This is a genomic window from Streptomyces sp. NPDC102278, from assembly GCF_044766345.1.
Lineage (GTDB): Bacteria > Actinomycetota > Actinomycetes > Streptomycetales > Streptomycetaceae > Streptomyces.
In genome coordinates this window covers 90545-114091 of record NZ_JBIWLV010000016.1, presented here as the reverse complement: position 1 = coordinate 114091, position 23547 = coordinate 90545, and the positions used below count along the sequence as shown (strand labels likewise).

At 67.5% G+C, this 23547-nt stretch carries 15 protein-coding genes and 3 pseudogenes; 10 read left to right on the top strand and 8 right to left on the bottom strand.

The window, feature by feature from the left end:
* Positions 1-28 precede the first annotated feature (28 nt).
* The 3 genes from ACIRO3_RS30020 to ACIRO3_RS30010 are packed head-to-tail and all read right to left on the bottom strand — an operon-like array spanning position 29 to position 1306.
* Positions 29-811, bottom strand: coding sequence for a hypothetical protein (locus tag ACIRO3_RS30020; RefSeq protein WP_404141944.1), 783 nt, complete (start codon positions 809-811; stop codon positions 29-31).
* A gap of 1 nt (position 812) precedes the next feature.
* Positions 813-1001 carry a hypothetical protein gene (locus ACIRO3_RS30015; protein WP_404141942.1) on the bottom strand — a complete coding sequence of 63 codons (189 nt, stop codon included), beginning with the start codon at positions 999-1001 and terminating at the stop codon, positions 813-815.
* A complete protein-coding gene (locus ACIRO3_RS30010) occupies positions 998-1306 on the bottom strand; it encodes a hypothetical protein (protein WP_404141940.1) in 309 nt (102 codons plus the stop codon). Before ACIRO3_RS30010 ends, ACIRO3_RS30015 begins: the two co-directional genes overlap by 4 nt.
* Before the next feature lie 6 nt (positions 1307-1312).
* Between ACIRO3_RS30010 and ACIRO3_RS30005 the strand changes: the two are divergent.
* From ACIRO3_RS30005 to ACIRO3_RS29995, 3 genes and pseudogenes are all read left to right on the top strand, one after another.
* Positions 1313-2408, top strand: a pseudogene (locus ACIRO3_RS30005) (glycosyltransferase family 4 protein).
* Positions 2409-2777: 369 nt separating this feature from the next.
* A complete protein-coding gene (locus ACIRO3_RS30000; protein ID WP_404141939.1) occupies positions 2778-3014 on the top strand; it encodes a DUF397 domain-containing protein in 237 nt (78 codons plus the stop codon).
* An 84-nt stretch (positions 3015-3098) separates the two neighbouring features.
* Complete coding sequence (locus ACIRO3_RS29995) at positions 3099-4016, top strand: helix-turn-helix domain-containing protein (RefSeq protein WP_404141937.1); 918 nt, start codon at positions 3099-3101, stop codon at positions 4014-4016.
* A 32-nt stretch (positions 4017-4048) separates the two neighbouring features.
* On the opposite strand, the gene ACIRO3_RS29990 is transcribed toward ACIRO3_RS29995, so the two are convergent.
* The 3 genes from ACIRO3_RS29990 to ACIRO3_RS29980 form a co-directional block, all read right to left on the bottom strand.
* The gene (locus ACIRO3_RS29990; protein ID WP_404141935.1) at positions 4049-4849 is read right to left on the bottom strand and encodes an SAM-dependent methyltransferase; all 801 of its coding nucleotides are present in this window, start codon (positions 4847-4849) and stop codon (positions 4049-4051) included.
* A 193-nt stretch (positions 4850-5042) separates the two neighbouring features.
* Complete coding sequence (locus tag ACIRO3_RS29985; RefSeq protein WP_404141933.1) at positions 5043-5435, bottom strand: hypothetical protein; 393 nt, start codon at positions 5433-5435, stop codon at positions 5043-5045.
* Positions 5436-5714: 279 nt separating this feature from the next.
* On the bottom strand, positions 5715-5903 hold the full coding sequence (locus tag ACIRO3_RS29980; RefSeq protein WP_404141932.1) for a hypothetical protein: 189 nt from the start codon (positions 5901-5903) through the stop codon (positions 5715-5717).
* Positions 5904-6369: 466 nt separating this feature from the next.
* On the opposite strand from ACIRO3_RS29980, the pseudogene ACIRO3_RS29975 reads away from it, so the two are divergent.
* Positions 6370-7339, top strand: a pseudogene (locus ACIRO3_RS29975) (serine hydrolase domain-containing protein); the annotation flags it as partial.
* Positions 7340-7746: 407 nt separating this feature from the next.
* On the opposite strand, the gene ACIRO3_RS29970 reads toward ACIRO3_RS29975, so the two are convergent.
* Entirely contained in the window at positions 7747-12222 is a 4476-nt protein-coding gene (locus ACIRO3_RS29970; protein ID WP_404141930.1) for a ricin-type beta-trefoil lectin domain protein, read from the bottom strand.
* Between the two features lie 1032 nt (positions 12223-13254).
* On the opposite strand from ACIRO3_RS29970, the pseudogene ACIRO3_RS29965 reads away from it, so the two are divergent.
* Both ACIRO3_RS29965 and ACIRO3_RS29960 read left to right on the top strand, forming a co-directional pair.
* Positions 13255-13401: pseudogene (locus ACIRO3_RS29965) on the top strand (HNH endonuclease); the annotation flags it as partial.
* A gap of 707 nt (positions 13402-14108) precedes the next feature.
* A complete protein-coding gene (locus tag ACIRO3_RS29960) occupies positions 14109-14990 on the top strand; it encodes a hypothetical protein (RefSeq protein ID WP_404141929.1) in 882 nt (293 codons plus the stop codon).
* Between the two features lie 220 nt (positions 14991-15210).
* Here the strand turns inward: ACIRO3_RS29960 and ACIRO3_RS29955 are convergent, their stop codons facing one another.
* Complete coding sequence (locus tag ACIRO3_RS29955) at positions 15211-16122, bottom strand: sigma factor-like helix-turn-helix DNA-binding protein (protein WP_404141927.1); 912 nt, start codon at positions 16120-16122, stop codon at positions 15211-15213.
* A 606-nt stretch (positions 16123-16728) separates the two neighbouring features.
* On the opposite strand from ACIRO3_RS29955, the gene ACIRO3_RS29950 reads away from it, so the two are divergent.
* The 4 genes from ACIRO3_RS29950 (at position 16729) to ACIRO3_RS29935 (ending at position 23520) form a co-directional block, all read left to right on the top strand.
* A complete protein-coding gene (locus ACIRO3_RS29950; RefSeq protein WP_404141926.1) occupies positions 16729-17337 on the top strand; it encodes a hypothetical protein in 609 nt (202 codons plus the stop codon).
* The gene (locus ACIRO3_RS29945; RefSeq protein WP_404141925.1) at positions 17337-21986 is read left to right on the top strand and encodes a putative T7SS-secreted protein; all 4650 of its coding nucleotides are present in this window, start codon (positions 17337-17339) and stop codon (positions 21984-21986) included. Before ACIRO3_RS29950 ends, ACIRO3_RS29945 begins: the two co-directional genes overlap by 1 nt.
* 71 nt (positions 21987-22057) lie before the next feature.
* Positions 22058-22657 (top strand): hypothetical protein, encoded by a 600-nt coding sequence (locus tag ACIRO3_RS29940; RefSeq protein WP_404141923.1) that lies wholly within the window; start codon positions 22058-22060, stop codon positions 22655-22657.
* Positions 22658-22974: 317 nt separating this feature from the next.
* Positions 22975-23520, top strand: coding sequence for a hypothetical protein (locus tag ACIRO3_RS29935; RefSeq protein WP_404141921.1), 546 nt, complete (start codon positions 22975-22977; stop codon positions 23518-23520).
* Positions 23521-23547 lie beyond the last annotated feature (27 nt).

The following is a 23547-nucleotide window of genomic DNA, read 5'->3' as shown; positions in this document are numbered from 1 at the left end:
ATCACCGACGACCGCCGTCGGCGCAGCTCTACCAGCCGCCTGAACAGAGCGTTCGACTCGTCCAGATCGTCACCGCAGAACGCGAACATCCGCTTGCCAGGTCGGCGTAGTCGCCCTCTGAGGCCCGCGACACCTTCCCGTCGAAGCCCACGAACTGCACGGCCGCCGACGGTGCGAGATCACAGACGAACTTGTTGACCGTCGAGGTCTTGCCCGCCCCGGGGGTGCCGGCCACCGTCACGCCGGGCACGTTCGCCAAGGACACACACACCTGCGCGGCGTACTCGTCCACGCCCAGCTCCCAGCGCGCCACATCCTCCAGCGGGCGGCCGGTGGGCCGGTGCTCGGTCGGCGTGGTCAGAGGATCGGAGCGCACGCCCCGGATCACCACCCGGCCGGGACCGTCCGGCAGTACCGAGACCCGCGTGCACCGCCAGGCATCCGCCAGGAACCGCGCCGCCTTCTGGTACTCGACCAGTCCGACCTTCGGTAGGGTCCTGGCCCGTACGATCACGCCGAACTGATCCGGCTTTACCTTGATCCTCGGAGTCAACACCCGAGCTGCGGGGGCGGGACCGTCCTTCTGCGCGGTGATCTGCGCGAGCAAGCCCGGCGTCTTGTCGGTGACCGTCAGACCCGCCATCCGTGCCAGCCGCACCCAGCCCCAGCGGACCCGAACGGCCTGCCGCATGCTGACCCGCGTACCCCGGTCGGCGCGCACGAAGCGCAATACCGTCAGCAGCAGCCACGCACTCACCAGCCCAGCTGCGACCAGCAGCACGCCCGGCGCGTGATCCATCACTACTTCCATGTCACTTCCCCTCGACGGGCATCAGGTGGAACACGTCGCCGAGGTCCAGGGTCGCTGCGGCAGCAGGGCTCAGGCCGAGCAGGTCGAGTACCGCCGCCGAGACGGAGAACGTCGCCTTGCCCTCAGTCCCCGGCAGGGGCTGGAGCGGGTATACCTCCCGCTCCGGCGCGGGTCCTTCGAAGCGGATCACTGGGCCGCCTCCACGGTGATCAGCTCCAGGGGCGCGGCGCGGTAGGCGACACCGTCCGAGAGCTGCCCGTTGAAGATCCGCGCCCACGGGGTCGCGAACAGGTCCACCGGCCGCACCATCGCACCCGGCTTGAGCCCGGCCGCCAGGCCCGACTGCGGGACCGTGATCTTCAGGACCTCGGCCCGCCCGTCCTCCATGAGCATCACGGTCACGGTGTAGAGCGACTCCCCGGTCTCCCGGTCGGTGGCGACCTCGCCGGTCTGCTGGTTCTTGATCTTCAGCACCGGCTCGGTGCCGAAGGTCATGCCCACGTGGACGCGGACCGGGCGGGCGGCATCGCCACCTGCCTCGACCTGCCGGCCGGAAGCCCGGCGGCAGCGTCGAACTCTTCCTCGACCTCTACACCGGCGAGACGCCCCGCATCCCGGCCCGCGCCTTCATGCTCACCCCGACCGGCCGCCGCCCCATCCCGCCGCCCGGCCTGGACGTCCTCGACGTCCGCGGCAAGGCCCTCGAAGGCCGGGCTCTGACCCGCTACGTCACCGACCTGCGGCGGGCCCTGGCCGCTGCCATCGACCCCGACACGATCGGCGTCCTGCACCTGCACCACCTCGCCTTCGGCGCCACCCCTGCCCTGCTCCGGGCCCTGCCCGGATCGCCCTGGTCCACGGCACCGACCTCCTCTTCGCCCAAGCCCACCGCGACCAGCTGCAGATCCTCCGCGAGACCTCCCGCGCCGCCGACGCCATCGTCGTCCCCACCACGGCAATGGCCGACCATCTCCTCGAGCTGGCACCCAAGACCGTCCGGCACCGGATCCGCCACATCCCCTGGGGCATCCCCGACCACCTCATCGCCCACCGGCCGACCCGCCCGGCCCGCAGCCGCGGCCACCTGCGACTCCTCTACGCGGGCCGGCTCACGCCCGAGAAGGGCGGCGACGCCCTCATCCGGGCCCTGGCGGGAACCCCCGCCATCGAGCTCAGCATCGCTGCCCCCCGACCTCAGTTCCAGGCACTGGCGCCGAAGCTCAGACAGGCCGGGATCCGGGCTCGCTACCTGGGATGGCTCCGCCGTCCCCAGCTGTGGCAAGCCTTCGCCGAACATGACCTGCTCGTCATGCCCTCCACCACCCTCGAAGCCATGGGCTTGGTCGCTCTCGAAGCCCAAGCCTGCGGACTGCCCGTCCTCTACCAGCCCGTCCCCGGCCTGCGTGAAGCCCTCGGCGGCAGCGCCGAAGCCACCAACTTCACCCAGCCCGGCGCCGTCGCCCGTGACATCGCCCGCCTGCGAGCCAGCCCGCAGATGCTCGACGCGTACCGCGAAGCCGGATACGCCAACGCCGCCCACTACCCGCTCTCCACCACCGTCCGGGCCCTGAACGAAGTCAGACGCCAACTCGCCTGACAGCCAGCGCTGTCGAACCTTCACGCGACCCGCCGCGCATGAGAGGGCGACCGCCGCGTACACAAGATTGCGAACGAACCTCACGCTCCGTGTCTGCCAGGCTGATGCGGCAAGGCCGCGAGGAGCACATGCCAATGGCAATCCACCATGGGACACCCCTCCCGGCGGGTCGGCAACTCGTTCCCGTTCTACAGCTGAGCCACTCGTTCGAGGGACGGCGGAGTTCGATTACTCGGGGCTACGATTCCCTCACGCCAAGCCGTGCAATTGCATGACGGGATTGCATGACTCCCCCACCTGCGGTTTCCCTGCGAGCCTCCGGTGAGAGGTGTGGAATGGTCTGATAATCGAACTACAGGGAGTGTCGTCGTGGAGAATTACAGAAACGGAATCCCGGCCAGCTCTTTTCGTGCAGTATGGACAAAGAGCCGGAAGAGCGCGGCGAACGGCCAGTGCATCGAGCTGGCGCCGCTCGAGGAAGGTCTGATCGCACTGCGTAACTCGAGGGACCCGGAAGGTCCGGCATTACTCTTCACGACCGAAGAGCTCGACGCCTTCCTGGACGGTGCCAAGAAAGGCGAGTTCGACCGGCTGGCAGCGAATTAAGGGCAGACAAAGAAGAGTTCGAGCGACACGCGGGCTTCCGTCATGCCATCATCGGGCATATGCGTATCGATGAACGGAGTTCGCGTGTCCGCTGTGCCCGATGACCCTGTTCCGCTCTTCCGCCGATTCACGCGGGAAGCAAGCCCGACCGCCGCCGCGGTCATGCTCGGTGTGGACCTCCGGAACTTGCGCGGCAAGACACCCGCGAAGGTCGCTGCGAAGGCGATCAACGCTTCTGTGTCCAAGATCAGCCGGCTGGAGAGGGCGGAAAGCCCGCCGGACATCCGGGATGTCCTCGTGCTGGCGCACAGCTACGGAGTGTCCCCCGAGGCCATCGAGGTGCTGGAGCGGCTCACCGCCCGCGCTCTGGAACCGGAGTGGTTCCAGGATCGCTTCAACGATTGCACCGCCCAGTGGCTTCGCCGGCTTTTCGGTCTGGAGAGCCAGGCCAGCGAGCTGTTCAACTACGAGTCCGGCGTCGTCTCCGGTCTTCTCCAGACCATGGAGTACGCCAGGGAAGTCATCCGTACCGGACTGCATGACCGCGACCGCGATGAGGTCGACCGCAGGGTCGCCCTGCGGGAGGAGCGTCAGAACCGGGTGTTCAGGCAGGCCGAGCCCCCGCGGGTGACCTTCCTGATGGACGAGGCCGTCCTGCGGCGCCGTGCCGGCAGCAACCAGGTCATGGCCGGGCAGATGCGCAAGCTGCTGGAGATGTCCGACCTGCCGGACGTCAGCATCCGCTTCGTGCTGGAAGACAATGCCATCGCGGCGAACGCCGCGTCCGCCGGCTCGGGCTCGATGACCCACCTCAAGTTCGGCGTCGGCGGGCCGCCGGACATGGTGTACCTGGAAGGGTACGAAGAGGCGAGCTACTGCACCAAGGAAGACGACCTGGAGCGGCACGTCCAGTTGCTGCTGCGTCTCAGTGCGGAAGCTGCCGCTTCACGGGCGGCGAGCCGCCGGATGCTGATCGCAGCCATCGAGCGGTTCACCGTGTAGGCCCCCGCCCAGATATCGGCGCACTCGTCCCTCTAGGGGATCTCCGCGAGCCCTCCGTACTCGGTCCATTCGATGCTGCGCTGCCGCTGGCGCAGTTCGGAGTCGGGCCTCCAGTCGGTGACGTCGATCAGCCCCGGCTCCTTCACGTCGAGTCCCTCGAAGTAGCCGTGCACGTCGCTCTTCTCCCGAACGCGACCCCAGTTGCCGTGAGTGAGTTCCAGCATGAGATCCGTCACCTGGCCCCGCAGCCGTGAGCTGTCGCTGACCAGGTGGCAGATCACCACGAAGCTTCCGGGCTTCAGCTTGGCGATGACGCGCCGCACGAGTTCATCAGGCTTCGCATCGTCCGGCAGGCAGTGCAGCACGGAGACGAAGAGCGCTGCCACCGGTTCTTCCAGGTCAATGAGACGCTCGAAGTCCGGATGCTTGAAGATGAACTCCGTCTCCACCATGTCTGAGCCGATGATGCCCGTCCGGTCGTTCTCGTCCAGCAGGGACTTCCCGTACCCCAGTACGACTGGGTCGTTGTCCACGTAACAGACCCTGGATGAGGGGTCGATCGCCTGCGCGATCTGATGGACGTTGTTCTGGGTCGGCAGACCGGAGCCGAAGTCGATGAACTGCCGGATCCCGTACTTCTCGGCCAGCGCACGCACCGCCCGCTCCAGGAACCACCTGTTGTTCAGTGCCAGCGCCTTGGTCGTCGGCGCGGCCTTCAGCAGCAGCTCGCAGGCCACCTTGTCCACCTCGAAGTTGTTGCTCCCGCCAAGCAGCCAGTCATACATTCTGGCGGCGCTCGGAACGGTCAGATCAACACGCTTCTTGTCCGGCAACGGACAGTCCCCTCGCGTGAGTTAGAGCCCCGTGCTGTCCCGGGGTAGTAAGGGGATCAATCCTAGGAGGGCATGGCGAACAGCACCACCGCCAGTACGGGTGACGGTGGCGCAAGGTGGCGAGTGGTGGCGTGAACCCCGTCCCTCCGGGGTCACTTTGCGAGCCGGGGGCATGCGTGACGAATCCGCGGTCCTATCCCTCCTTCAGGCCGTCAAACGCGGAGGGGAAGACCCGCCTCGCGGTCAGGAGGGCTCCGGCAACAGTCGAACGCTCTACGCCCATGACCCCTGCGGCAGAGTCGACGGACAGGTGGAGTTGGTGATGGAGCACGACGGCGTCTGCCACAAGACTTGAAAATGATCCATAGAGCCTGTCGACCAGCGGATTCCGGTGAGCGACATGCCGGTTCATCTCCTCCACATTGAGGCGAAGCCGGAGCCAGATGGCGGCTGCCGGCTGTGGGCCGTGCAGGAGAACAGGCCACTGACTGGCTGCTTCAGCCAGGGTCGAGTCGACCGCCGCCGCTGCAGTGCCTTCATCGAGTGCTCGGGCCCGTGCGTAACGAAGGTAGAAGGTCTCGTTCATCTGGACGAGGACAGCGAACTCCAGCCCGTTGAACCGCCGCGGCCGCATCGGCGCGGGCAGCCGAACAGCGGCAGAGTCACGGCTCGCACGAAGTGGCCCTACATCCGTACGAGGGTAAGAGCGGCTGGTGCACGAGAGGGGGACACCCCAAAGATCGTTTCGAGACCACACGGTTGGTCCTCGGGTTCGCATAACTCCGGTGGCGCCGACGGCAGCGCTTGATCGGCCAAGGCGATACCTGATGGGGCCTCCCGTACACGGCAGGCCCCATCAGACGTGCTACCTGCCGCGGAACCAGGCCAGTTGGATGCTGGCGTGCCAGGCGAAGCCGGTCATCGTGATGAGGAATGCCGACGTCGTGGGGTCGATCTCCCCGCCGGCCACGAGCACCCAGACGACCATCACGAAGGCCAGAACGGCGCTCAGACGTACCGAGACGGCGCCGGCGATGAACTCGCGAAGCCCCACAGTGGGGAAATCGAAACTGGTACCGTGAAATTGCCCGGAGGGGACCTGCGCGTACCCTCGGCGAATTCGGTCAAGCATTCGCATTCCTGTTCTTGGTCGGTTCGCATCCCAGGGGTGGCGCCTACCACCTCTGGGGCGGGCCTCTTCGGCGAGGCAGGTACGACGCTACAGCGCGGAAATCACCCCTCAGGCCCGGGAAGCCCCTCCTGCAAAGTCACATAGCAGGGCTGCCGCAATTCGATCTGAATCGATCACGACCAGTCAGTCATGCTCGCTTATCGCCATCGCTCGGTCACTGTGGATCGTCAGCGGCCCCGGCCCGGGTCTGTCATCCGATACACAGACCGGTTCGGATCCGGCCTCCGCAGGCCCGGATCCGAACCGGTCTGAAGGCCGCGCCGGACCGGTGGCCGCCCCCGGACCGTCATTAGGCTGGCGGGAAAGGCCCTGCGGCGAACAGGGGACCATGATCGACCTCGAACGCATCGAGACACTGCTGGACCAAGGAATCCGCGACAAGGTCTACCCCGGCGCCGTATGGGCCGTCGGCAACACAGCAGGCACCCTCGCCAGCGGCACCACCGGCGTCCTCGACCCCGACCAGCCCAACCTGCACATGCAGACGGACACCGTCTTCGACGCCGCCAGCCTCACCAAGATCCTCGCCGTCTGGGCCTCAGTCGGAGCCCTGTGGGAGGACGGCGCCCTCGACCTCGACCAGCCTCTCGGCACCTTCTGGTCCGAGGTGACCGACCACCCGCTCGGGCAGGTGACCGCTCGACAGCTGCTGACACACACCGCGGGCCTTCCGCTGCGGGCACAGCTCAGGAGCCTGTACGGCGCGGACTCCAAAGCGATCCGGGACGGCGTTTTGCACGAAGCTCTCCACCGGCCACCGGGCGAGGCGGTCGAGTGCACCGACCGGGCCGCCCTCATCCTCGGCTACCTCGCCGAACACCTCTCCGGCCAGAGCCTCGACCAGCTCGCCGCCGCCCGGACCTGGCGGCCGCTGGGCATGGGCTCGACGCAGTTCGGCCCCATGCCGGCCGAGATCGCCTCCCGTTGTGCGCCGACCGAGACCGACGAGAACACCGGAAGCCACCTCAAAGGCGTCGCTCACGATTTCTCCGCCCGCCTCCTGGACGGCGTGTGCGGCATCGCCGGCGTCTTCACCGTCCTCGACGACCTCGCCGCCTTCCTTCGGTACATGCTGGACGCGGCCACAGCCCCCACTACCGCGGGTTTCGGTAAGGAGTGGACCCATGGCCTCACTGACTGTCCAGACCGGGTCTCTGGAGCCCGTACGCGGGTTTTTCTGGCACCCTGCCCCGGGCACCACAGACGATCAGGACGTGTGGGTGCACTACGGCTTCACCGGCACGGGCATGTGGCTCTCCCCGAACCTGGACCGGTGGGCCGTCCTGCTGACCAAAAGGCATCCGCGATCGGCCTGAGATCTTGCCAAGAAACAGTGGCACGACGTCCGTGCCCGCCCAGTTGAATTTCGGTCGGCGCGATTGCCGCTGGCGAGCGGAGCGGCTCGGGGGATCCGCTCCGCTCGCCAGTGGTATTTACTGTTGCTGCCTGAGTGGCAGTACGTACGGGTCCAGACTGGCCGTCACATCCGAATCCGACACGCCCCGATTTCCTCCCACACCATTCCATCCCTCAAGGTGCCTCATCGCGGGGAGAGGAACTCCCAGGCCGTAGTAGAAGCAAAAAAGGAAGGCGAGGAAGGTAGGTTCATCTCCCAGTTCACCCTTCACCCACAGTGCGATATCGATCGAATCCGCACCCCCTTTTGCGCGCTCGCGAATGCCGAGGGCGATAACCTTGGGATCTCTCATCTCCAAAACACCACTTCAACCTTAACATAGTTACCGGGAGTGCCTTCCTTTTTTACAATTTCAAATTTTCCATTGAAACCATAGTTGGAAGCCATCTTACCGGTGAAAGTCTGTCTCGCTGCTGCCTCCTCGCTCAACCGGAGGCTCTGGATGCCAGCATTGAAGCTGTCCAGGTTGTCCTTCATGGAGCCGCCGCCGAGCCAGGTGCCCCGCATTCCCTTGGCATTTCCACCGATCGCCGCCATGGCGTCGGCTATCATTTCACTGCCAGGAGGAGTCACGCCCTTTTCTGCAAGCACTACGAGGTTCAGGGTTTCCTCTTCATCGATATAAGCGAGAACTCCGTGCCCTCCGGTGCCGTAATCATTGGCATAGTCACGACACTTTGCCGAGCCAGCCTTGACAGCAGCCAGGAATGCCATTCCTCCGGTCGACATACCCCCCTTCGCACAAGCTTCGCGCAGCTTCTGTATGGCCTTTCCGGTGATTCCGGCAATGGCAGTCTCAGATAGGCCCATATTGCGCAAGGCCTTGTAGGCATCTGCGAATCCGATGCCAGTCCTAGCGGCAGCGTCAACGGCCTTCACAGCATCCGCGATGGGTCGGAGGACTTTGCCCGAGAACAGCAGCGCGACGTCCACTGCTGCCCAGGCGCAGCCGCCCCAGCTTCCGCGTTCAAATCCGGATGAGAACTTCTCAGCGCACTTGATCCAGCTTCCGAAGAGAATGTCCACCGGGTCGACGCCCGCCTGGTACTCGGCCATCGTGATGGTGTGCGTGACCTCTTGCGACAGCTCGTCCGTCTGGTGCTGCCCCAGGTAGATCTTTTCGGACGCTGAGCAGAACAGAGCCGGGTTGAGAACCGGCGCCGTGCACAGGTACATGTCGAGGTAGGCCTTGTACCGGATCTTTACCGTCATCGTGCAGCCGCCCCGGTAGAAGAGGGCGTCGATGAAGCCTTCGCAGGCGGCCGTCTTGGTAAGGACCTCGGGTTTGCCTACCTGTTCGGTGTGGTCGACTACGTAGAACACGTTGCCGATGGAGGAACCGGATCCGTCTGGGACGGTCCCCGTTTTGAGTTGTTGGGCGTTCGCGGCCTTCTCGGCTCTGTCGGCGGCTTCCTGGGCTTCCTTGGCGTACTTGTCGGCGTCCTTCGCCGCCTGTTCGGCTTCGGTGGCCGCGGTGGCGGCGCGATCGGCTGCCGCGCGGGCGTCCTTGGCGGCCTGTTCCGCTTGAGCGGCTGCGCTGCGGGCGGCTGCCGCGTCGAGTGCCGCCTGGTCGGCGGAGGTGCGGGCCTCCTTGGCGTAGCCCTCGGAGCGGTCGGCGGCCTTGTCGGCTGCGATTGCGTCGGCGGCGGCCTGGCGGCCGAACTCGGTGGTGCGGGCCAGGGACGCCGCCGCAAGGGAGGCACTGTTCGCGGCGTCGGCCGCGTGGTTGAGGGCTTCCTTGGAGTAGCCGCGGGCGTCGGCCGCGTATCCGGCGGCGTTGGCCGCGTGTTGGTAGGCGGCCTTGGTGTCTCCTTGTGCTTGGTCGGCAAGGACCTTGGCGGAGGCGGCTTCGTCTTGGGCGTTCTTGGCGTGCGCGTCGGCGATGGCCTTCTGCTGCTCGGCGATCGTCTTCGACGCCTGTCCCGTCAGTACCAGCAGACCTGCGGTCGAGTCGGTGGTGGTGTAGGGGGAGCCCAGTTGGATGGCGTCGTTGGCGGGCTTGGCGACGTCCGCGGCCGCGTTGCCGGCGTCGACCGCTGCCTGCGCGGTGACGTAGGCGTAGCCGGCCGCCTTGGCGGAGGCGGCCACGGCCTTGACGGCTTCCTGGCCGGCCAGGTCTGCCTGGGTTTTGGCGGTCTTCGCCTTGCCGTCGGCCTCGTCGGCAAGGGCGACGGCCGCCCGGGCTTCGGATGCCGCGTGCTGTGAGGCGCTGATGGCGTCGGCGGCGGCGCTGGTCGCGGTGCGTACGGCGGCGTCCGCCTTCAACTTCGCGGCCTGTGCGGCGTCCGCGTTCGCGCGCGATCGCTTGGCTGCGGCTTCGGCGCGGGTGGCCGCGGCGTCCGCGTCGGCTGCCGCCTTGGTCGCGGCGTCCGCTTCGCCGCGTGCTCTGCCGGCCGCGGTCTCGGCCTGCGTCGCGTACGTGTCCGCCTGATCGGCGGCCGCGCGGGCGGCGTCGGCCTCGGTGCCGGCGTCGAGCGAGGCGGCGTAGGCTTCCTTGGCGTCGGCTTTGGCGCGCGCGGCGTCCGCTTTCTGTTCCGCGTCCCAGGCGTCGTCTCGTGTGGCTTTGGCAGTGTCGCGGGCCGTGACGGCGCCGTCTCTCCGCTCGACCGCGGTCTTCTCGGATGCCTCGGCATTGGCCTTGGCGGTTTGGGCGTTCGCGGCCTCGGTCTGGGCGTTCTGCTTGTGTTGCGCCGCCTCGGCCTGTTTGGTCGCGGCGGTTGCCTTCTCCTTCTTCGCCGTGGCTTCCTCGGCCTCGGCGGCAAGTCGCTTGGCGCGGGCGTCGGCCGCGGCGGCCTTCGCGGCGGCCTCGGCCTTCACCGCGTCGCCGAGCTTGGCCTTCGCGGTGGCGGCGTCCTTCTTCGCGTTGTCCCGGTGCGCCTTCGCGCCGTCGGCCGCGGCCTTCGCCTGCGCCTCGGCCGTACGGGCGGCCTCCTTGCGGAACTCCGCTTTCGCCTGCGCGGCCTGGGCCAGCGCCCGCTGCGCGATGGTCTCGCTGTCAGCCGCGGAAGCCCTCGTCGCGGCCTCGGCGGTCTCCCCGGCCTTCACCATCGCGTCCAGAGCGGCCACCGCGCCCTTGGTGACCTGCGCCTTCTGCTGACCCACCAACAGACCACGCCCTCGCGGCGCGCCGCCGGCGTCGGCGATGCCGTAGGCGGCCTGCGCGGCCGCGTCCGAGGTCGTGGCCGCCTTCTTCGCCGCCGCGGCCTGCGCCTTCAGGACATCGAGTTGCTTCTTCGCGCCCGCCTGGGCCCCGGCGATCGCCGCCTTGGCCTTGGTGAACTGCGACTGCCCGGGAACGCCGCCGTTGCCGGAGGGCTTGATGTCGAACTGCTGGGCGCCGGTGCCGTTGCACTCCCACAGCCAGGCGTCGTTGCCCAGGTCGTAGGTGTGCAGGTCCAGGCACTTGCCCGAGCCCACGTTCTTGATGCTCGTGGTGGCGCGCAGGTTGAATTCCCACGTCTGCGCCGGGGTGCTGTTGCACGTCCAGATCTGGATCCGGGTGCCATTGGCGGAGCCGGCGTTCGAGACGTCCAGGCATTTTTGCGACGTGGCGCTGCGCAGGTGGAAGCCGTGGTCGTCGCCGAACATGGTCCACTGCTGCGCGGCGGTGCCGTTACAGGTGTAGATCTGCACCGGGGCGCCGTTGCCCGTTCCGCCGTTCTCGATGTCCAGGCACTTGCCGTTCGCGGCGTGCACCGCGATCACCGCGGGCTTGTCGCCGACCGCGCCGACCCCGCCGGGAGACCAGTAGTCCTGGAAGCGGGCGGCGTGATCGGCCACCCACGAGTGCCCCAGCATCTCCCCCAGGGCCTTCGCGCCCGCGGTGAGCGCCTTGGTGGCGTCCGTGTTCGCGGTCAGGATCTGATTGCGCTGCGCCTGCTGGGAGACGATCTCCTGCTGCCACTCGGCTGCTGCTGCCGCGGTGACGTCGGTGAGCGCGTTGTCGGGGTCCATGGGGTCGCGCCACGCGCAGCCGGCGAAGCGGGACTTCAGGTCCTCGACCGCGATGCGGTACTCCGGGGTGCCCGGCTGCGGCGCGGTGCGGGGGAAGCCGCCCGAGGCCAGGAAGATCCGCGCGTTGTCCGCGCCCGTCGGCTCCAGCGACCACTGCGTCAGGTGCTCGAACGCGCTGTGCTCTGCGAGGTCCCGGTTCCAGTCACCCCCGGGAGTATTAGGGACGGGATCCTTGCCGTAGAGAGGGGCGCCCAGAGCCTTGATCGCCGCCGCCGTCGGCCCGGAGGCCTTCGGCGTGGGGTCCTCGTAGAAGGTGCCTTCCTGGGTCCAATACCGCTCCGAGATCCACTTGCTCAGACCCGTCTGGGTGTGGAAGTCCTCCGTGTTGCTGCCCGGTGAACCCGGAGGCCAGTGGAAGTCCGCGTCGTTGATCCCGGCCGGAGTGTCCAGCCCCGCCAGCGGCTGCTTCCACCCGTCCCGCGTGGCGTGCAGAGCCGTCATCGCGGCGTTGGCCGCGTCCTGGTCCTTGTCGTACGCGGCGGCGAGCGGAGTCTGCTCCCAGTGCTTACGGTCAGCGAGGACATGGAGCTTGTCCTGTGGAAGGTTGAGACCGTCCTGCGCGGCCTTGGCCATGGACGGGCCGCCCAGACGCAGCACATCGGTCATCAGACACTGGTCCTGACGCCACTGCTCCGCAGCGGTGTCATCCAGCCAGTCGTAGGAACTGCCGGCTGCGGCAGTTCTCCGGCCGGGATCGCGGTTGCCCAGGCCTGGTTGAACGGCCACCGTGCCCAGCACGGCCAGCGCCACAACGGATGTGACAGCGGGAGTGAGGAAACCGGGTCTCCACCATCTACGGGAACCCCGGCCTGACCTTGTCAGCAAAATGTGTCTCCCCTCGTGGCATGCGAAGGCAGACGGGGATGTTTCGCTTCGAGAGCAGGCGCGCGCATCGAACCCACCGCGCAAAAGCACAGCAAGGCAGCACCCGTTGACGCGGAGGCCGTGAAGCAGCCCCGCGGTGTTGTGTCATTCCCCCGTAGCGGCGCTGGTCCCCCCGGCCGCCGTGAACGTGTGCAACAGCGACCAGGTCACGGTCACCGTCTCACGCGGTGATCACCGTACCCGGCGGTAACGGCATACGCCATGAGATTCTCGGTCACGAATGCGCCAGCTCGACCGTTTACTTCCATCGTTCCCAGTGGCACGAGGCAGCCCGCCTTGAGACGCCGGCTGGGACGCGCATGGCCCGCCTCAGACCGACATCGAGAGAATCGCCACCCGACGCGAAACTCGGACCTCGATCCGGTCAGTTCGGCGTGTCCGGATCGGCCGAGTAGCCGGGCAACGTCGAGGCCTGTGGTGAGGTACTCCTCGAAGACCCGGCCATTCAGAGCCAAGGGGACGGCTTCCTCCGGATTTCGACGATGGCCATCGTCGCCTCCCAACCCAGCTCGATGAGAGCTTGCGCGGCGACGAGGCCGGCACGGTTGTAGCCGGCGTTGCAGCGGACCAGTCGATGCGTCCGGTCCAGCGGCTCGGGCGGCAATGCGGGCAACCTGCTGAACCGTGTGGATCTGACCGCCAGAACGGCGAGGGCGCACCTGACGCGGACCTCCGAGTCCAGGCCACCGTGTACGGGTCGGCCCTTCACGATGAAGAGCGCTACGTGGGAGGGGCACGCCGCTTTCCCCCAGAGCCGCCCGGCACCCCGCGGGTGTAAGAACTCGACGCGGTGTGGCGATACGAGCGGCGCTACGACGGCCGCTGACACCACTTTGCGGATCATCAATGCGCGGGGCAGGCAGGGAGTACCGCCGGGTCCCATGAGGCTCCCCTTCAGCTGGAGCCTCGGCCTGGACGGCCGCGCGGCGGGAGGCGTACGTCAAGGACCTTGGCCGGCAGGCGTCGCTGGTGGCGGTCACGGCCCACTCGAACCGCCAGAAGTCCGACCAGGATCCTGCCGAATGGCTGCCCCCGTCCGCGGACCCGCTGTACCGGTAGGGCGCCGAGTGGATCGGATCGCGACCAAGCTCCGCTGAGGCCTGGCCATCGACGAACCGGAACGCGACCGCCTGCTCCCGACATCGCAGCCGAATGCGGCGACACCCAGGTGGAGCTCGCCTTCGGACGCCCCGTAAGCAGGCGGGCGACCCCTTTGTCGTCGGCCCTTGCGCGGGATCCGGCGTACGAGGTGCCGCCGCGGGGAACCAAACCCGTCGGCCGGATACCCACGAAGTGCTCCTACCGGCGGGCCCGCCCGCAGACCACATCCGCCAGACCCTGTGCGTTGGCGGGCTGGTGTGATCAGTGGGCAGGGCGAGGCGTGAGCCGAGGCGGAAGCGCATCTCGCCCGCGGCCTGGCGGACCTGTTCGGAACGGGTCTCTTCCTCCAGGGCGCCGAGCAGCATCATGACCGCCCGTGCGTGTCGGTGAGGAGCTTGAGGCGGGTGTCTGCCGCGGCGTCCAGGAGTACACCGAGGAAGCCTTCGACCCAGGCGGCCGCGATCGACATGGCGACTGCTACGCACGCTGGGACGGATACTGACCTGTCCAAGCCATCGGCGGCCACCCGCACGGACGGCCCTGCCACCGCCGGCCCTCGCAACAACCGGCAGAGGCCGACGCCCACCGCGGCAACAGGCGGCGGATACACGAGACCACGCGGACAAGCCCGTACAGGTAACTTGGACCGCATGGATGTGGAACACGACGTCGCCGGGCTCGTCGAGGAGTGGCTCGCCGGCCCGAACTCCGAGGCGAACGGGCACTTCGGCTACCAGGCCCTCGAGCACTACCGGCCCGCCGTCCTGCACTGGCTCACCGTCGGCTGCGGGCTCGAAGGACGCCCCGACCCCGACCTGTACCTCCAGCCCACCCCCATGGCACTGCAGAACTGGGCCATCGACTACGCGACCGCGGCCCGCTCCCGCGACGCCGCCTGCGGCGCCGTCCGCTCCTTCTACCGCTGGGCCGAGAGCCTCGCGGCAGCCGGCGGGCCCGATCTCGTACCGGCGGGCACCGCGAAGTCCCTCCAGTTCCAGCGCGGCGGCAACTTCGCCGCTGGCCTGCCCGGCCGCGAACTCCTCACCCCCGACCAGTGCCGCTGGCTCGCCCAGGCCGCCGACCGTTACCCCGGCACTCGGCGCGAGGGCCCCCACCGCGCCCGCGCCCTGGTCTACCTCTGCCTCAACCACTACCTGTGGGGCCGGCACGGCGACGCCGACGTCCTGCGCCCCGGTCAGATCACCGCCATGCGCCTGAGCGGCCGTCATCAGGAACAGCACCGCACCACCTGGGACGTCCCCCAGAAGAACGCGGCCTCCGACGCCACCCGCCTCCAGCCCGTCCACCACGACGCCGTCCGCGCCATCGACGAGTACCTACCGCACCGGGCCGGCGCCCTTCCCGACAACGGCTATCTCTTCACCACCGTCAACGGCCGCCCACTCGAACCCCAGTCCCTCATCCGCATCCTGCGCGCGGTGGCCGCCACCCATCCCGACCTCGAGGAATTGGCACCGAAACTATCCGCCGACGCCGTCACCCACTCACCCGCCGCGCAGCACACGGCCTGACCACGATCGGGTTCAGCCGCAGCGATCGGGGTCGGCACTACACGCGTCCGTCTCGCAGCCCACGCCACGCAACAGCTCTTGAGGTCAGCGCAGCAGCTGGTTGGGGCCGGTGCCGGCCCATCAGAGCGCCCGAGCGGAGCTTCGAGCGCCCTGACGTTTCTTTCAGCCTCTCCTCATTCAGCATTCAGATGCGTGCCGGCCGGGTGCGCGGAAGGGCGGCCTACCTCGGGTCGTGCTCGCGGTTTGAGGCGGAAGACCGACGGCGGTTGTTGCGGCGGTCGCGTACATCGCGAAGGTAGGCGTAGCCGTACTTCATCCCGACGCCGGCGGCCAGCGTGTAGATGTGGGGCTGGGCAAGGGCATCGAGGGCGCCGTTGGCGACCGTGTCGAGAGGGATCTGTTCAAGGGCCTTGAACAGGCCGTACATGCCGGCGGGTGGAAGGAGGATCAAGGCGCCCTTGGCGGCGGCTTCTCGGAGGAGTTCCAGGCCGCGTTTCGCCTGGGACTTGACGGTGGTCGCAGGTCGGTCGAGTGCCCGGGCCGCCTCGGCCGCGGGAAGGTCGAAGGCCTTGTGCGCGATGAGGGATTCTTGCGGCCCGATGGGCAGCCCGGCGAGGGCCGAGTACAGCACCACCCTGTCGATGACGGCTTCGGTCGGATCGGCGGTCACGGTGGCGGCGAGATCGTCCTCGACCGGGTTCGCGCTGTACCGGACCGTGACGGGGAAGCCGTCCTTCGTGAAGAAGCGGTAGGTCGCGCACTTCTTGTAGATCTTGCGTCGGGCCGTCCACCACAGGGCACGCTCGGGCCTGTCCCAGTCCTGGAAGTGCTCGTGCGCGGTGATCATCGTCTCCTGCGTCATGTCTTTCGCGGCCTGCGTGTAGTCCTCGTTGTCCGGCAGGATCCCCTTGAGCAGAGCCAGGCAGAAGCGGTACACGCGCGGCTGGTAGAGCAGGTGGAACCGCTCCCAGTCGTCCAGGTAGCGCATGCAGCGGCCGCACCAACGGGTCGCGTCCCTGTACACCGGGACTTCCTCGGTCTCGACGGCGACCGGCGCGTCCAGGACGTCCAGGAGGTCCACCCGGGTCGCACAGTTGAGGCAGGGCGTGGCCCGCGGGGTGAAGCTCGTCATCTTGGTTCTCCTTACGACCGTCCCCCATGGGTCGGTCGCAACAGGTGAGGCCAAGAGAACCCGCTTTGGACGAAGTTGGAGAGGGGTTTCTCAAAAACTGTTCGTCACCTTCGGCACGCACGACTTCCCCCTGCACCTCGTCGTCTCAGGCGTCGACGACGCGTAGGCGTTCGCCATCGAACCCCTGGCCGACCGGCCGAACGTGGGAAGTCGCCGACGCGCAGACCACCATGGCCTGTGCGCGCATCCTGTCCCCACTGCGAGTCGTCCGACCTCGGTTGCGCCCGTTTTCCTCACGGCAGAGACCGTTGACTGGCCGGCGCTGCTTAGGGCCTCGCGCCGCCATCCACGCCCGTCACCCTTCTTGCGTTCCCATTCTCGGCGAAGGTCGTCGTCGTTCCGGACGTACGCCCAGGCCGGGGACCCCGGCGGGAGTGGCAACAGTTGAATTCGCGAACGCCACCGGACCGAGGCCACACCCGCGGGCAGTGGATCCGGCGACCTGCATCATGGGGCCGGCCCCCCACTCGACCACCGGTTCTGTTTGGCCATTTACCCCGCTGAGCTGCTCCGAGAAGTTCCGTATCCTTGCAGATGATCATGGGGGTGGGGATTGTGACAGGCAACGGCGGCCAAGACCTGGAGATGGATCCGGTCGCGGTCAAGAACATCACGGACGGCCTGCGTGCCGCGATCGGGGAGTTGCGCGAGTTCGGTGCCGCGGGTTCCGCGACGATGGGTGCCGGCTTCAAGGGCCTCGCAATGACCGGCATGGAAGCCGGCCATGGGGAGGTGGCCGGGGTGTTCGAGGAACTCTGCACGCGCTGGGAGTGGGGCGTGCGCGGCCTCGTCCTCAGTGCCAGCGGCCTGGCGAGCGACCTGGGGATCTCTGCGGGCATGGTCTGGGAAGAGGACCAGTACCGCGAGGGCACCTTCAAGGTCGCGGTCAATTCCGTGGTCGGCAATCCGCACGCGGACGAGGACGAGACCGAGCAGAAGTCCTGGGACGAGATCAAGGCTCCATTCCGGCAAGAGACCCCGGAAGAGGCCCAGAAGGCCCGCGACGAGTTCCAGCAGATCTGGGAGCAGGCCAAGCGGGACTCGATGACGAAGGGGTTCACCGCCCAGGTGTTGGATGAAGCCGCCGATCACGCCGGCTTGGACCGTGAGGTCCTCGACCGGGCGCGGGCTCATGCGACCGAGGGTGACCACTGATGGCGCGCGACCTGAACGACTGGCTCGAAGCCGGCGGCAAGGCGATCGGCGAAGGCCTGGAGTGGGCGGGCGACAAGACCGCGGACGGGCTGGAGAAGGTCGGCTGGCAGGACGGTGCCAACGCCGTGCGCAGCGGGGCGAACGCCGTCGCGAACCGGCTCGGGGCCGATGTCGGGGAAGTCGCGCTGGGCCAGACCGACGATCCGAAGAAGCTGATCCACGGCAGCGCGTCCAAGCTGCGGGCGACCGCCTCCCACCTGAGCGACTTCCAGACCGCGTTCGACCTGACGGGCGAGGGCCTCAAGGGCCTGGACCACGACGGCATCCAGGGGGCGTCCGCAGAGGGCTTCCGTACGAAGGCCCAGAAGCAACCTCCGCTCTGGTTCGCGGCCGCGGACGCCTTCGAGACAGCCGCCGGCGCGCTGAATCGTTTCGCCGACACGGTGGAGTGGGCACAGGGTCGGGCCCAGGAGGCGCTCGACGAGTACAAGACGGCCGTGGAGATGTCGGTCGCCGCGCACGACGCGTACAACAAGTGGGTCGACTCCTACAACGTGGCGGTCCGTGCCAAGCAGGATCCCCTGCCGGCACGCCCCATGGGCTTCACCGACCCCGGTACGGACGGCATCAAGGCGGCTCGCGAGAAGCTGGCCGAGGCCCGCCGCCAACGCGACGAGGCAGCCCGAGCGGTGGTTCAGTCGCTGCGGACGGCGCGGGACGCCGCTCCGCCGTTGCCGTCGGCGGCCATGCAGTTGGCGTCCCAGATATTCCAGATTGGCGTCGAAACCGAACACCTCGGCGGAGGCGTGGTCAAGGGCGCCGCAGGGGCGATCAGCTTCTTCCGCGCGGTCGATCCCACGGATCCGTACAACCGCATGCATCCGGCCGAGTACAAGATGCAGCTCTCGGGCATGGGCGTCGGCCTCATGAGCATGGTGAACGACCCGAACACGGCAGCCTCACGGATGTACGACGGGTTCATGAAGGACCCGGGGGAAGGTGTCGGGAAGTTCATCTTCGAGGCCGCCACCACCAAGGGAGTCGGAGCGGGCGCGAGCGCCATCAGAAGGGGTGCGACCCTGGGCCGCCTGGCCAATGGCGAGCTCCCGAAACCACACCTGCCCGACGCGCCCGATCACAAGCCCTCGGCCCGGGACAACCTCAACGAGAACAAGCCCGACAAATCCCGGGAGCAGGACTGCAAGACCTGCGTGGACGACCCGGTGGACGTGGCGACGGGTCGGATGGTCCTCCCGCAGACGGACCTCGTCCTGCCGGGCTCGCTCCCTCTCGTCTTCGGCAGGACCTTCGAGTCCTCGTACCGCTCGGGTCGCTGGTTCGGCCCCACCTGGGCCTCGACGGTCGACCAGCGCCTGGAGATCGACGCGGAGGGCGTCATCCTCGTCCAACCGGACGGCAGCCTGCTGGAGTACCCCCACCCCGAACCGGCCGGCGCACCCGTCCTGCCCACCCTGGGCCGTCGCCTGCCCATGACCCGCGACGCCGACGGCTGGTACACCGTCACCGACCCGGAAACGGGCCAGGTCCGCCACTTCTCGGAGGACGGGCTCCTCTCACAGATCGACGACCGGAACGGCGCCTGGATCGCCTTCACCTATGAGGAGGAGACGGGCGCCCCCCTCGCCCTCTCCCACAGCGGGGGCTACGAGGTGCACATGACCTCGGCGGAAGGCCGAATAACCGGCCTCGCCCTTGCCGACGGCACCGAGATCCTCCGCTACGGCTACTCGGACGGCCATCTCACCGAGGTCACCAACTCCTCCGGCCGCCCGCTGCGCTTCGGTTACGACGCACTGGGCCGGATCACCTCCTGGACGGACACCAACGACCGTCACTTCAACTACGTCTACGACGCTCGTCACCGCTGCATCGCTCAGTCCAGTACGAACGGCCATCTGAACGTCCGCTTCGCCTACGAGGACGGCATCACCACCCGCACCGACTCACTGGGCCACGCCACCCGATATGTGGTCAACGACCATGCGCAAGTCGTAGCGGAGACGGACGTGACAGGAGCGACCACCTACTTCACCTACGACCGTTACAACCGGCTCCTCACTCGCATCGACCCGCTCGGTCGCTCGATCCGCCTCTCCTACGACGATTCGGGACACCTGACCTCCATAATCCGCCCGGACGAGCGAGTCTCACGCGCCGAATACAACGCGCTGGGGTTGCCGACCCTGGTCGTCAATCCCGACGGCACGACGATTCGTCAGACGTATGACACCCAGGGCAACCGCACCTCTCTCACCGACCCGTCCGGAGCCACGACCGTCTTTCGCCACGACGAGCGGGGCCACCTGGCGGCGGCGACGGACGCGCATGGTCATACGACCACCACACGGTTCAATCCCGCAGGCCTCCTCATGTCGACGACCGACCCTCTGGGGGCGACCACGACGTATGGCCGCGACTCATTCGGCCGCATCGCCACGATCACCGACGCCCTGGACCGCACGACCCGACTGACGTGGAGTGTCGAGGGCCGTCTCCTGCGTCGGGTCAACCCTGCGGGCGACTCCGAGTCCTGGACGTATGACGGTGAGGGCAATCTCCTGACTCAGACGGATGCGGCGGGAGGGGTCACCACCAGCGAGTACGGCGACTTCGATCTGCTCACCGCGCGTACTGGCCCGGACGGTGCCCGCTACTCCTTCGCACACGATACGGAGCTGCGGCTCACCACGGTCACCAGCCCCCAAGGTCTGGAGTGGGGTTACACGTACGATGCGGCGGGTCGGCTGTCCGCGGAGACGGACTTCGACTCACGCACTCTGACGTACGGCTACGACGCGTCGGGCTCCCTCGTCTCCCGGACCAACGCACTGGGTCAGACCACTACCTACGACCGCAACGCACTCGGGCAGATCGTGGGCAAGACGACGCCGGCTGGTACGACCACTTACACATACGATGCCTGTGACCGCCCGACCTCGGTGTCCTTCCAGGATTCGACCATCACCTGGCAGCGCGACAAGGCCGGCACCGTCATCTCGGAGACAGTCGACGGCCGCACCCTCGCCTTCTCCCACGACGCGACGGGGCGTCGCACCACCCGCGTCACCCCGACCGGCCTCACGTCATCCTGGACCTACGATGCGGCCGGCAATCGCACGTCACTGACCACGGCGGGGCGCACACTCACCTTCGAACGCGACGCGGCGGGCCAGGAACTGACGCGCACAGTGGGTGCAGGTCTCTCGCTCACCCAGGAGTACGACGCCGCCGGCCGCCTGACCACCCAAACGGTCATGGGACCGAAGGGGTATCCGCTGCAGCGCCGTGACTACAGCTACCGAGCGGACAGCTACCTGACCGGGATCGACGACTCGCAGACGGGCACCCGCACCTTCACCCTCGACTCGGCGGCGCGCGTCACAGCGGTGGAAGCCCCTCGCTGGTCGGAGCGCTACGCCTACGACGAGGCAGGTAATCAGACCCGCGCCACCTGGCCGAATCGGCACCCGGGAACGGAGGCCCAAGGCGGGCGGAGCTACACCGGAACCCGAATCAACCAGGCGGGCGCCATCCGCTACGAGCACGATGCACTGGGCCGGGTGACACTTCGCCAGAAGACCCGTCTGTCTCGCAAGCCCGAGACCTGGCACTACGACTGGAACGCGGAGGACCAGCTCGCGGCCGTCGTCACTCCAGACGGCACCCGCTGGCGCTACGCCTACGACCCTCTGGGACGCCGCAAAGCGAAGCAGCGCCTGTCGGCCGAGGGCTCAGTGGTCGAGGAAACGATCTTCACCTGGGACGGCGCCACACTCTGTGAACAGACCAACGGCCCAGTGACCCTGACCTGGACCCACAAGGGCCACCACCCCCTCACCCAGACGGAGCGCATCGACAACGAGTCGGTCGATGACCGCTTCTTCGCGATCGTCACCGACCTCATCGGTACCCCGACCCAACTCCTCTACGAAGACGGCACGACGGCCTGGCGTACGCGCAGTGCCCTGTGGGGCACAACCACCTGGAACAGCGACGCGACGGCCTACACGCCAATGCGCTTCCCCGGTCAGTACTACGACCCGGAGTCCGGGCTCCACCACAACCTCTTCCGCACCTACGACCCGGAAGCGGCCCGATATCTCACACCGGACCCTCTCGGCCTGTCACCCGCCCCCAACCCCGCGGCCTACGTCCACAACCCCCTCATCGGAGCTGACCCGCTGGGCCTCGCCCCGGAGGAATGCCCGGCACGCGGCCCCTACGACTTCAGAGAACCTCACCCGGATCACCTCCCGAAGCCGAACCTGGTGGACGCGATGCGAGCCGCACCTAAGGGTGACTACATCGACTGCACCGAAATATCGGACTACATCATGAGGCAGGCGAACGGGGACGGGAGGATCGTTCACTACATCACCCCGTCGGGAAATCTCAGGACGCCCGAAACAGGACCTGATGGAATCATTGTCAAGGATTATGTATTCCATCAGGTATACACCGACGGTCGATACATTTATGATCCAACCTTGAGTCCAGATCCGATTCCACGGGGAGATTACGAGAGAGCCCTGCGATCCCAGAATGGCGAGCGCGTCATAAGATTGAACGGCGAGGCCGACCTCAACGAGCTGGCGAAACTTCACAGAACGACGGACTGGCGGCGATAGGAATGACGGCTCGACTACCGCGCTTCCAGCGGGCCCGGAGCGCCCTTGAACGTTTCGCCCCTCTGGCTTGGATGAAATCCAACAGCGAAACGAACACCATCACCGGCCTTGCCGAAGTACCCACGATCGGTTGGCGTTTCAGCGAACCTCACCCCGAGCTGGGCGAAATGTTCCGCTCCGTGACTCGCGATGCACCACAGAATGTCGACTGGACTTTCAAAGAACTGCGCAACTCGTTCATCGTCCCCTCGCGGATCGCCGAATCCGACACAGGCGGTGAGGGCCCCCATGATCTCTCCGTCACGAGCGACCAGGATTTCTGCGTTGCCGCCTCGGAGGACATCGAGCTGATCATCGATGCGATCGCCGCGCAGCCCGCGCCACCAACTGCCGCTCGGATCTTCGTGTTTCAGATCGCCAAGGCTTCCGCGGATGAGCTGGTGTGCGTCGCAGAGAGTTTCACCGGCGAGGCACAGGTGGGAATGGTGTTCCGGCCCGTCGGCCTGCCCGACATCGAGGTGCGCCTGACCTCCCTCAGCTGGTACCCGCCCCGCCCGGAGACCCAACGCCGCGGCCCCCTCGCCAAGGTCACCCTGGTTGGCAAGGGAGCCGGCATGATCGGCCGCAAGGAGTTGCTCGTCAGCTTGCCCGGCACCAACACCTACGAGTGACGTTCGGCACGAGGGCCAAGTCGGAGTGGCACATACGTCCCCTACAGAGCGGGCGAACATCGCCCGATGCGGGACCAGGCCGGTTCTACCGGCCTCCTGCCGTCACCGACAGGTCACCCGGGTCAGTTCCCCCGCCCCGCGCACACCCGTCCACCAGCGAAACGCCACTGGACCCGGCCCCCCTCCGCGCCTCGGCCACGTCCCTCACGCCCACCACGCCCACCACGCCCCGGCACTGACGCCGCACGTCGAACTCCACCCGTACCTCCACCCCTGGGTCCAGGTGAGAACGGCCGCGCGACAGCACTCTTGGGGGCATGACCACAACCGACTGGATCACCGACATCGCCCTGGTACTCATCGTCTTCCGGCAGCTGCGGGAAGGCCGTCTGGGCCCCAAGTCCTACCTTCTCCCGCTGGGCATCGTGGCGTTCGTGGCCTCCCAGTACCTGACGACCGTCCCCACCGCGGGCAATGACCTCGTGCTGATCGGTGCGCTGGTCGCGGCCGGCGCGGCGCTCGGCATCGCGGGCGGTGTGTACACCCGGATCCGCAGTACGGACGGACACCTCTTCATCAAGGCGGGTGCCGTCTCGGCGGCCTTGTGGGTGCTCGGCATGGGCGCACGGATGGGATTCCAGGTCTGGGTCGACCATGGCGGTGGCGACGACGTGGCACGGTTCAGCGCCACCCATGACATCACCACCGCCGATGCCTGGGTCGCGGCCTTCGTCCTGATGGCGCTCACCGAGGTGGTCACACGGCTGGCCACGATCTTCGTACGCAGCCGCCGGGTGACTCGGGAGCAGGAGCTGCCCGTGGGTGCGCGTGCTCGCGCGACCGTGCTCGATCGCGCCGCCTGACGGTGGGTTATGGTCGCGGCGTGTCCG

Bases quoted from the DNA above. Each gene is read 5' to 3' on its own strand.
- ACIRO3_RS29955 (WP_404141927.1), bottom strand. From the start codon at position 16,122: ATGACGAGCTTCACCCCGCGGGCCACGCCCTGCCTCAACTGTGCGACC.
- ACIRO3_RS29985 (WP_404141933.1), bottom strand. From the start codon at position 5,435: ATGAACGAGACCTTCTACCTTCGTTACGCACGGGCCCGAGCACTCGAT.
- ACIRO3_RS29940 (WP_404141923.1), top strand. From the start codon at position 22,058: ATGAAATCCAACAGCGAAACGAACACCATCACCGGCCTTGCCGAAGTA.
- ACIRO3_RS29935 (WP_404141921.1), top strand. From the start codon at position 22,975: ATGACCACAACCGACTGGATCACCGACATCGCCCTGGTACTCATCGTC.
- ACIRO3_RS30020 (WP_404141944.1), bottom strand. From the start codon at position 811: ATGGAAGTAGTGATGGATCACGCGCCGGGCGTGCTGCTGGTCGCAGCT.
- ACIRO3_RS30010 (WP_404141940.1), bottom strand. From the start codon at position 1,306: ATGACCTTCGGCACCGAGCCGGTGCTGAAGATCAAGAACCAGCAGACC.
- ACIRO3_RS29960 (WP_404141929.1), top strand. From the start codon at position 14,109: ATGGATGTGGAACACGACGTCGCCGGGCTCGTCGAGGAGTGGCTCGCC.
- ACIRO3_RS29945 (WP_404141925.1), top strand. From the start codon at position 17,337: ATGGCGCGCGACCTGAACGACTGGCTCGAAGCCGGCGGCAAGGCGATC.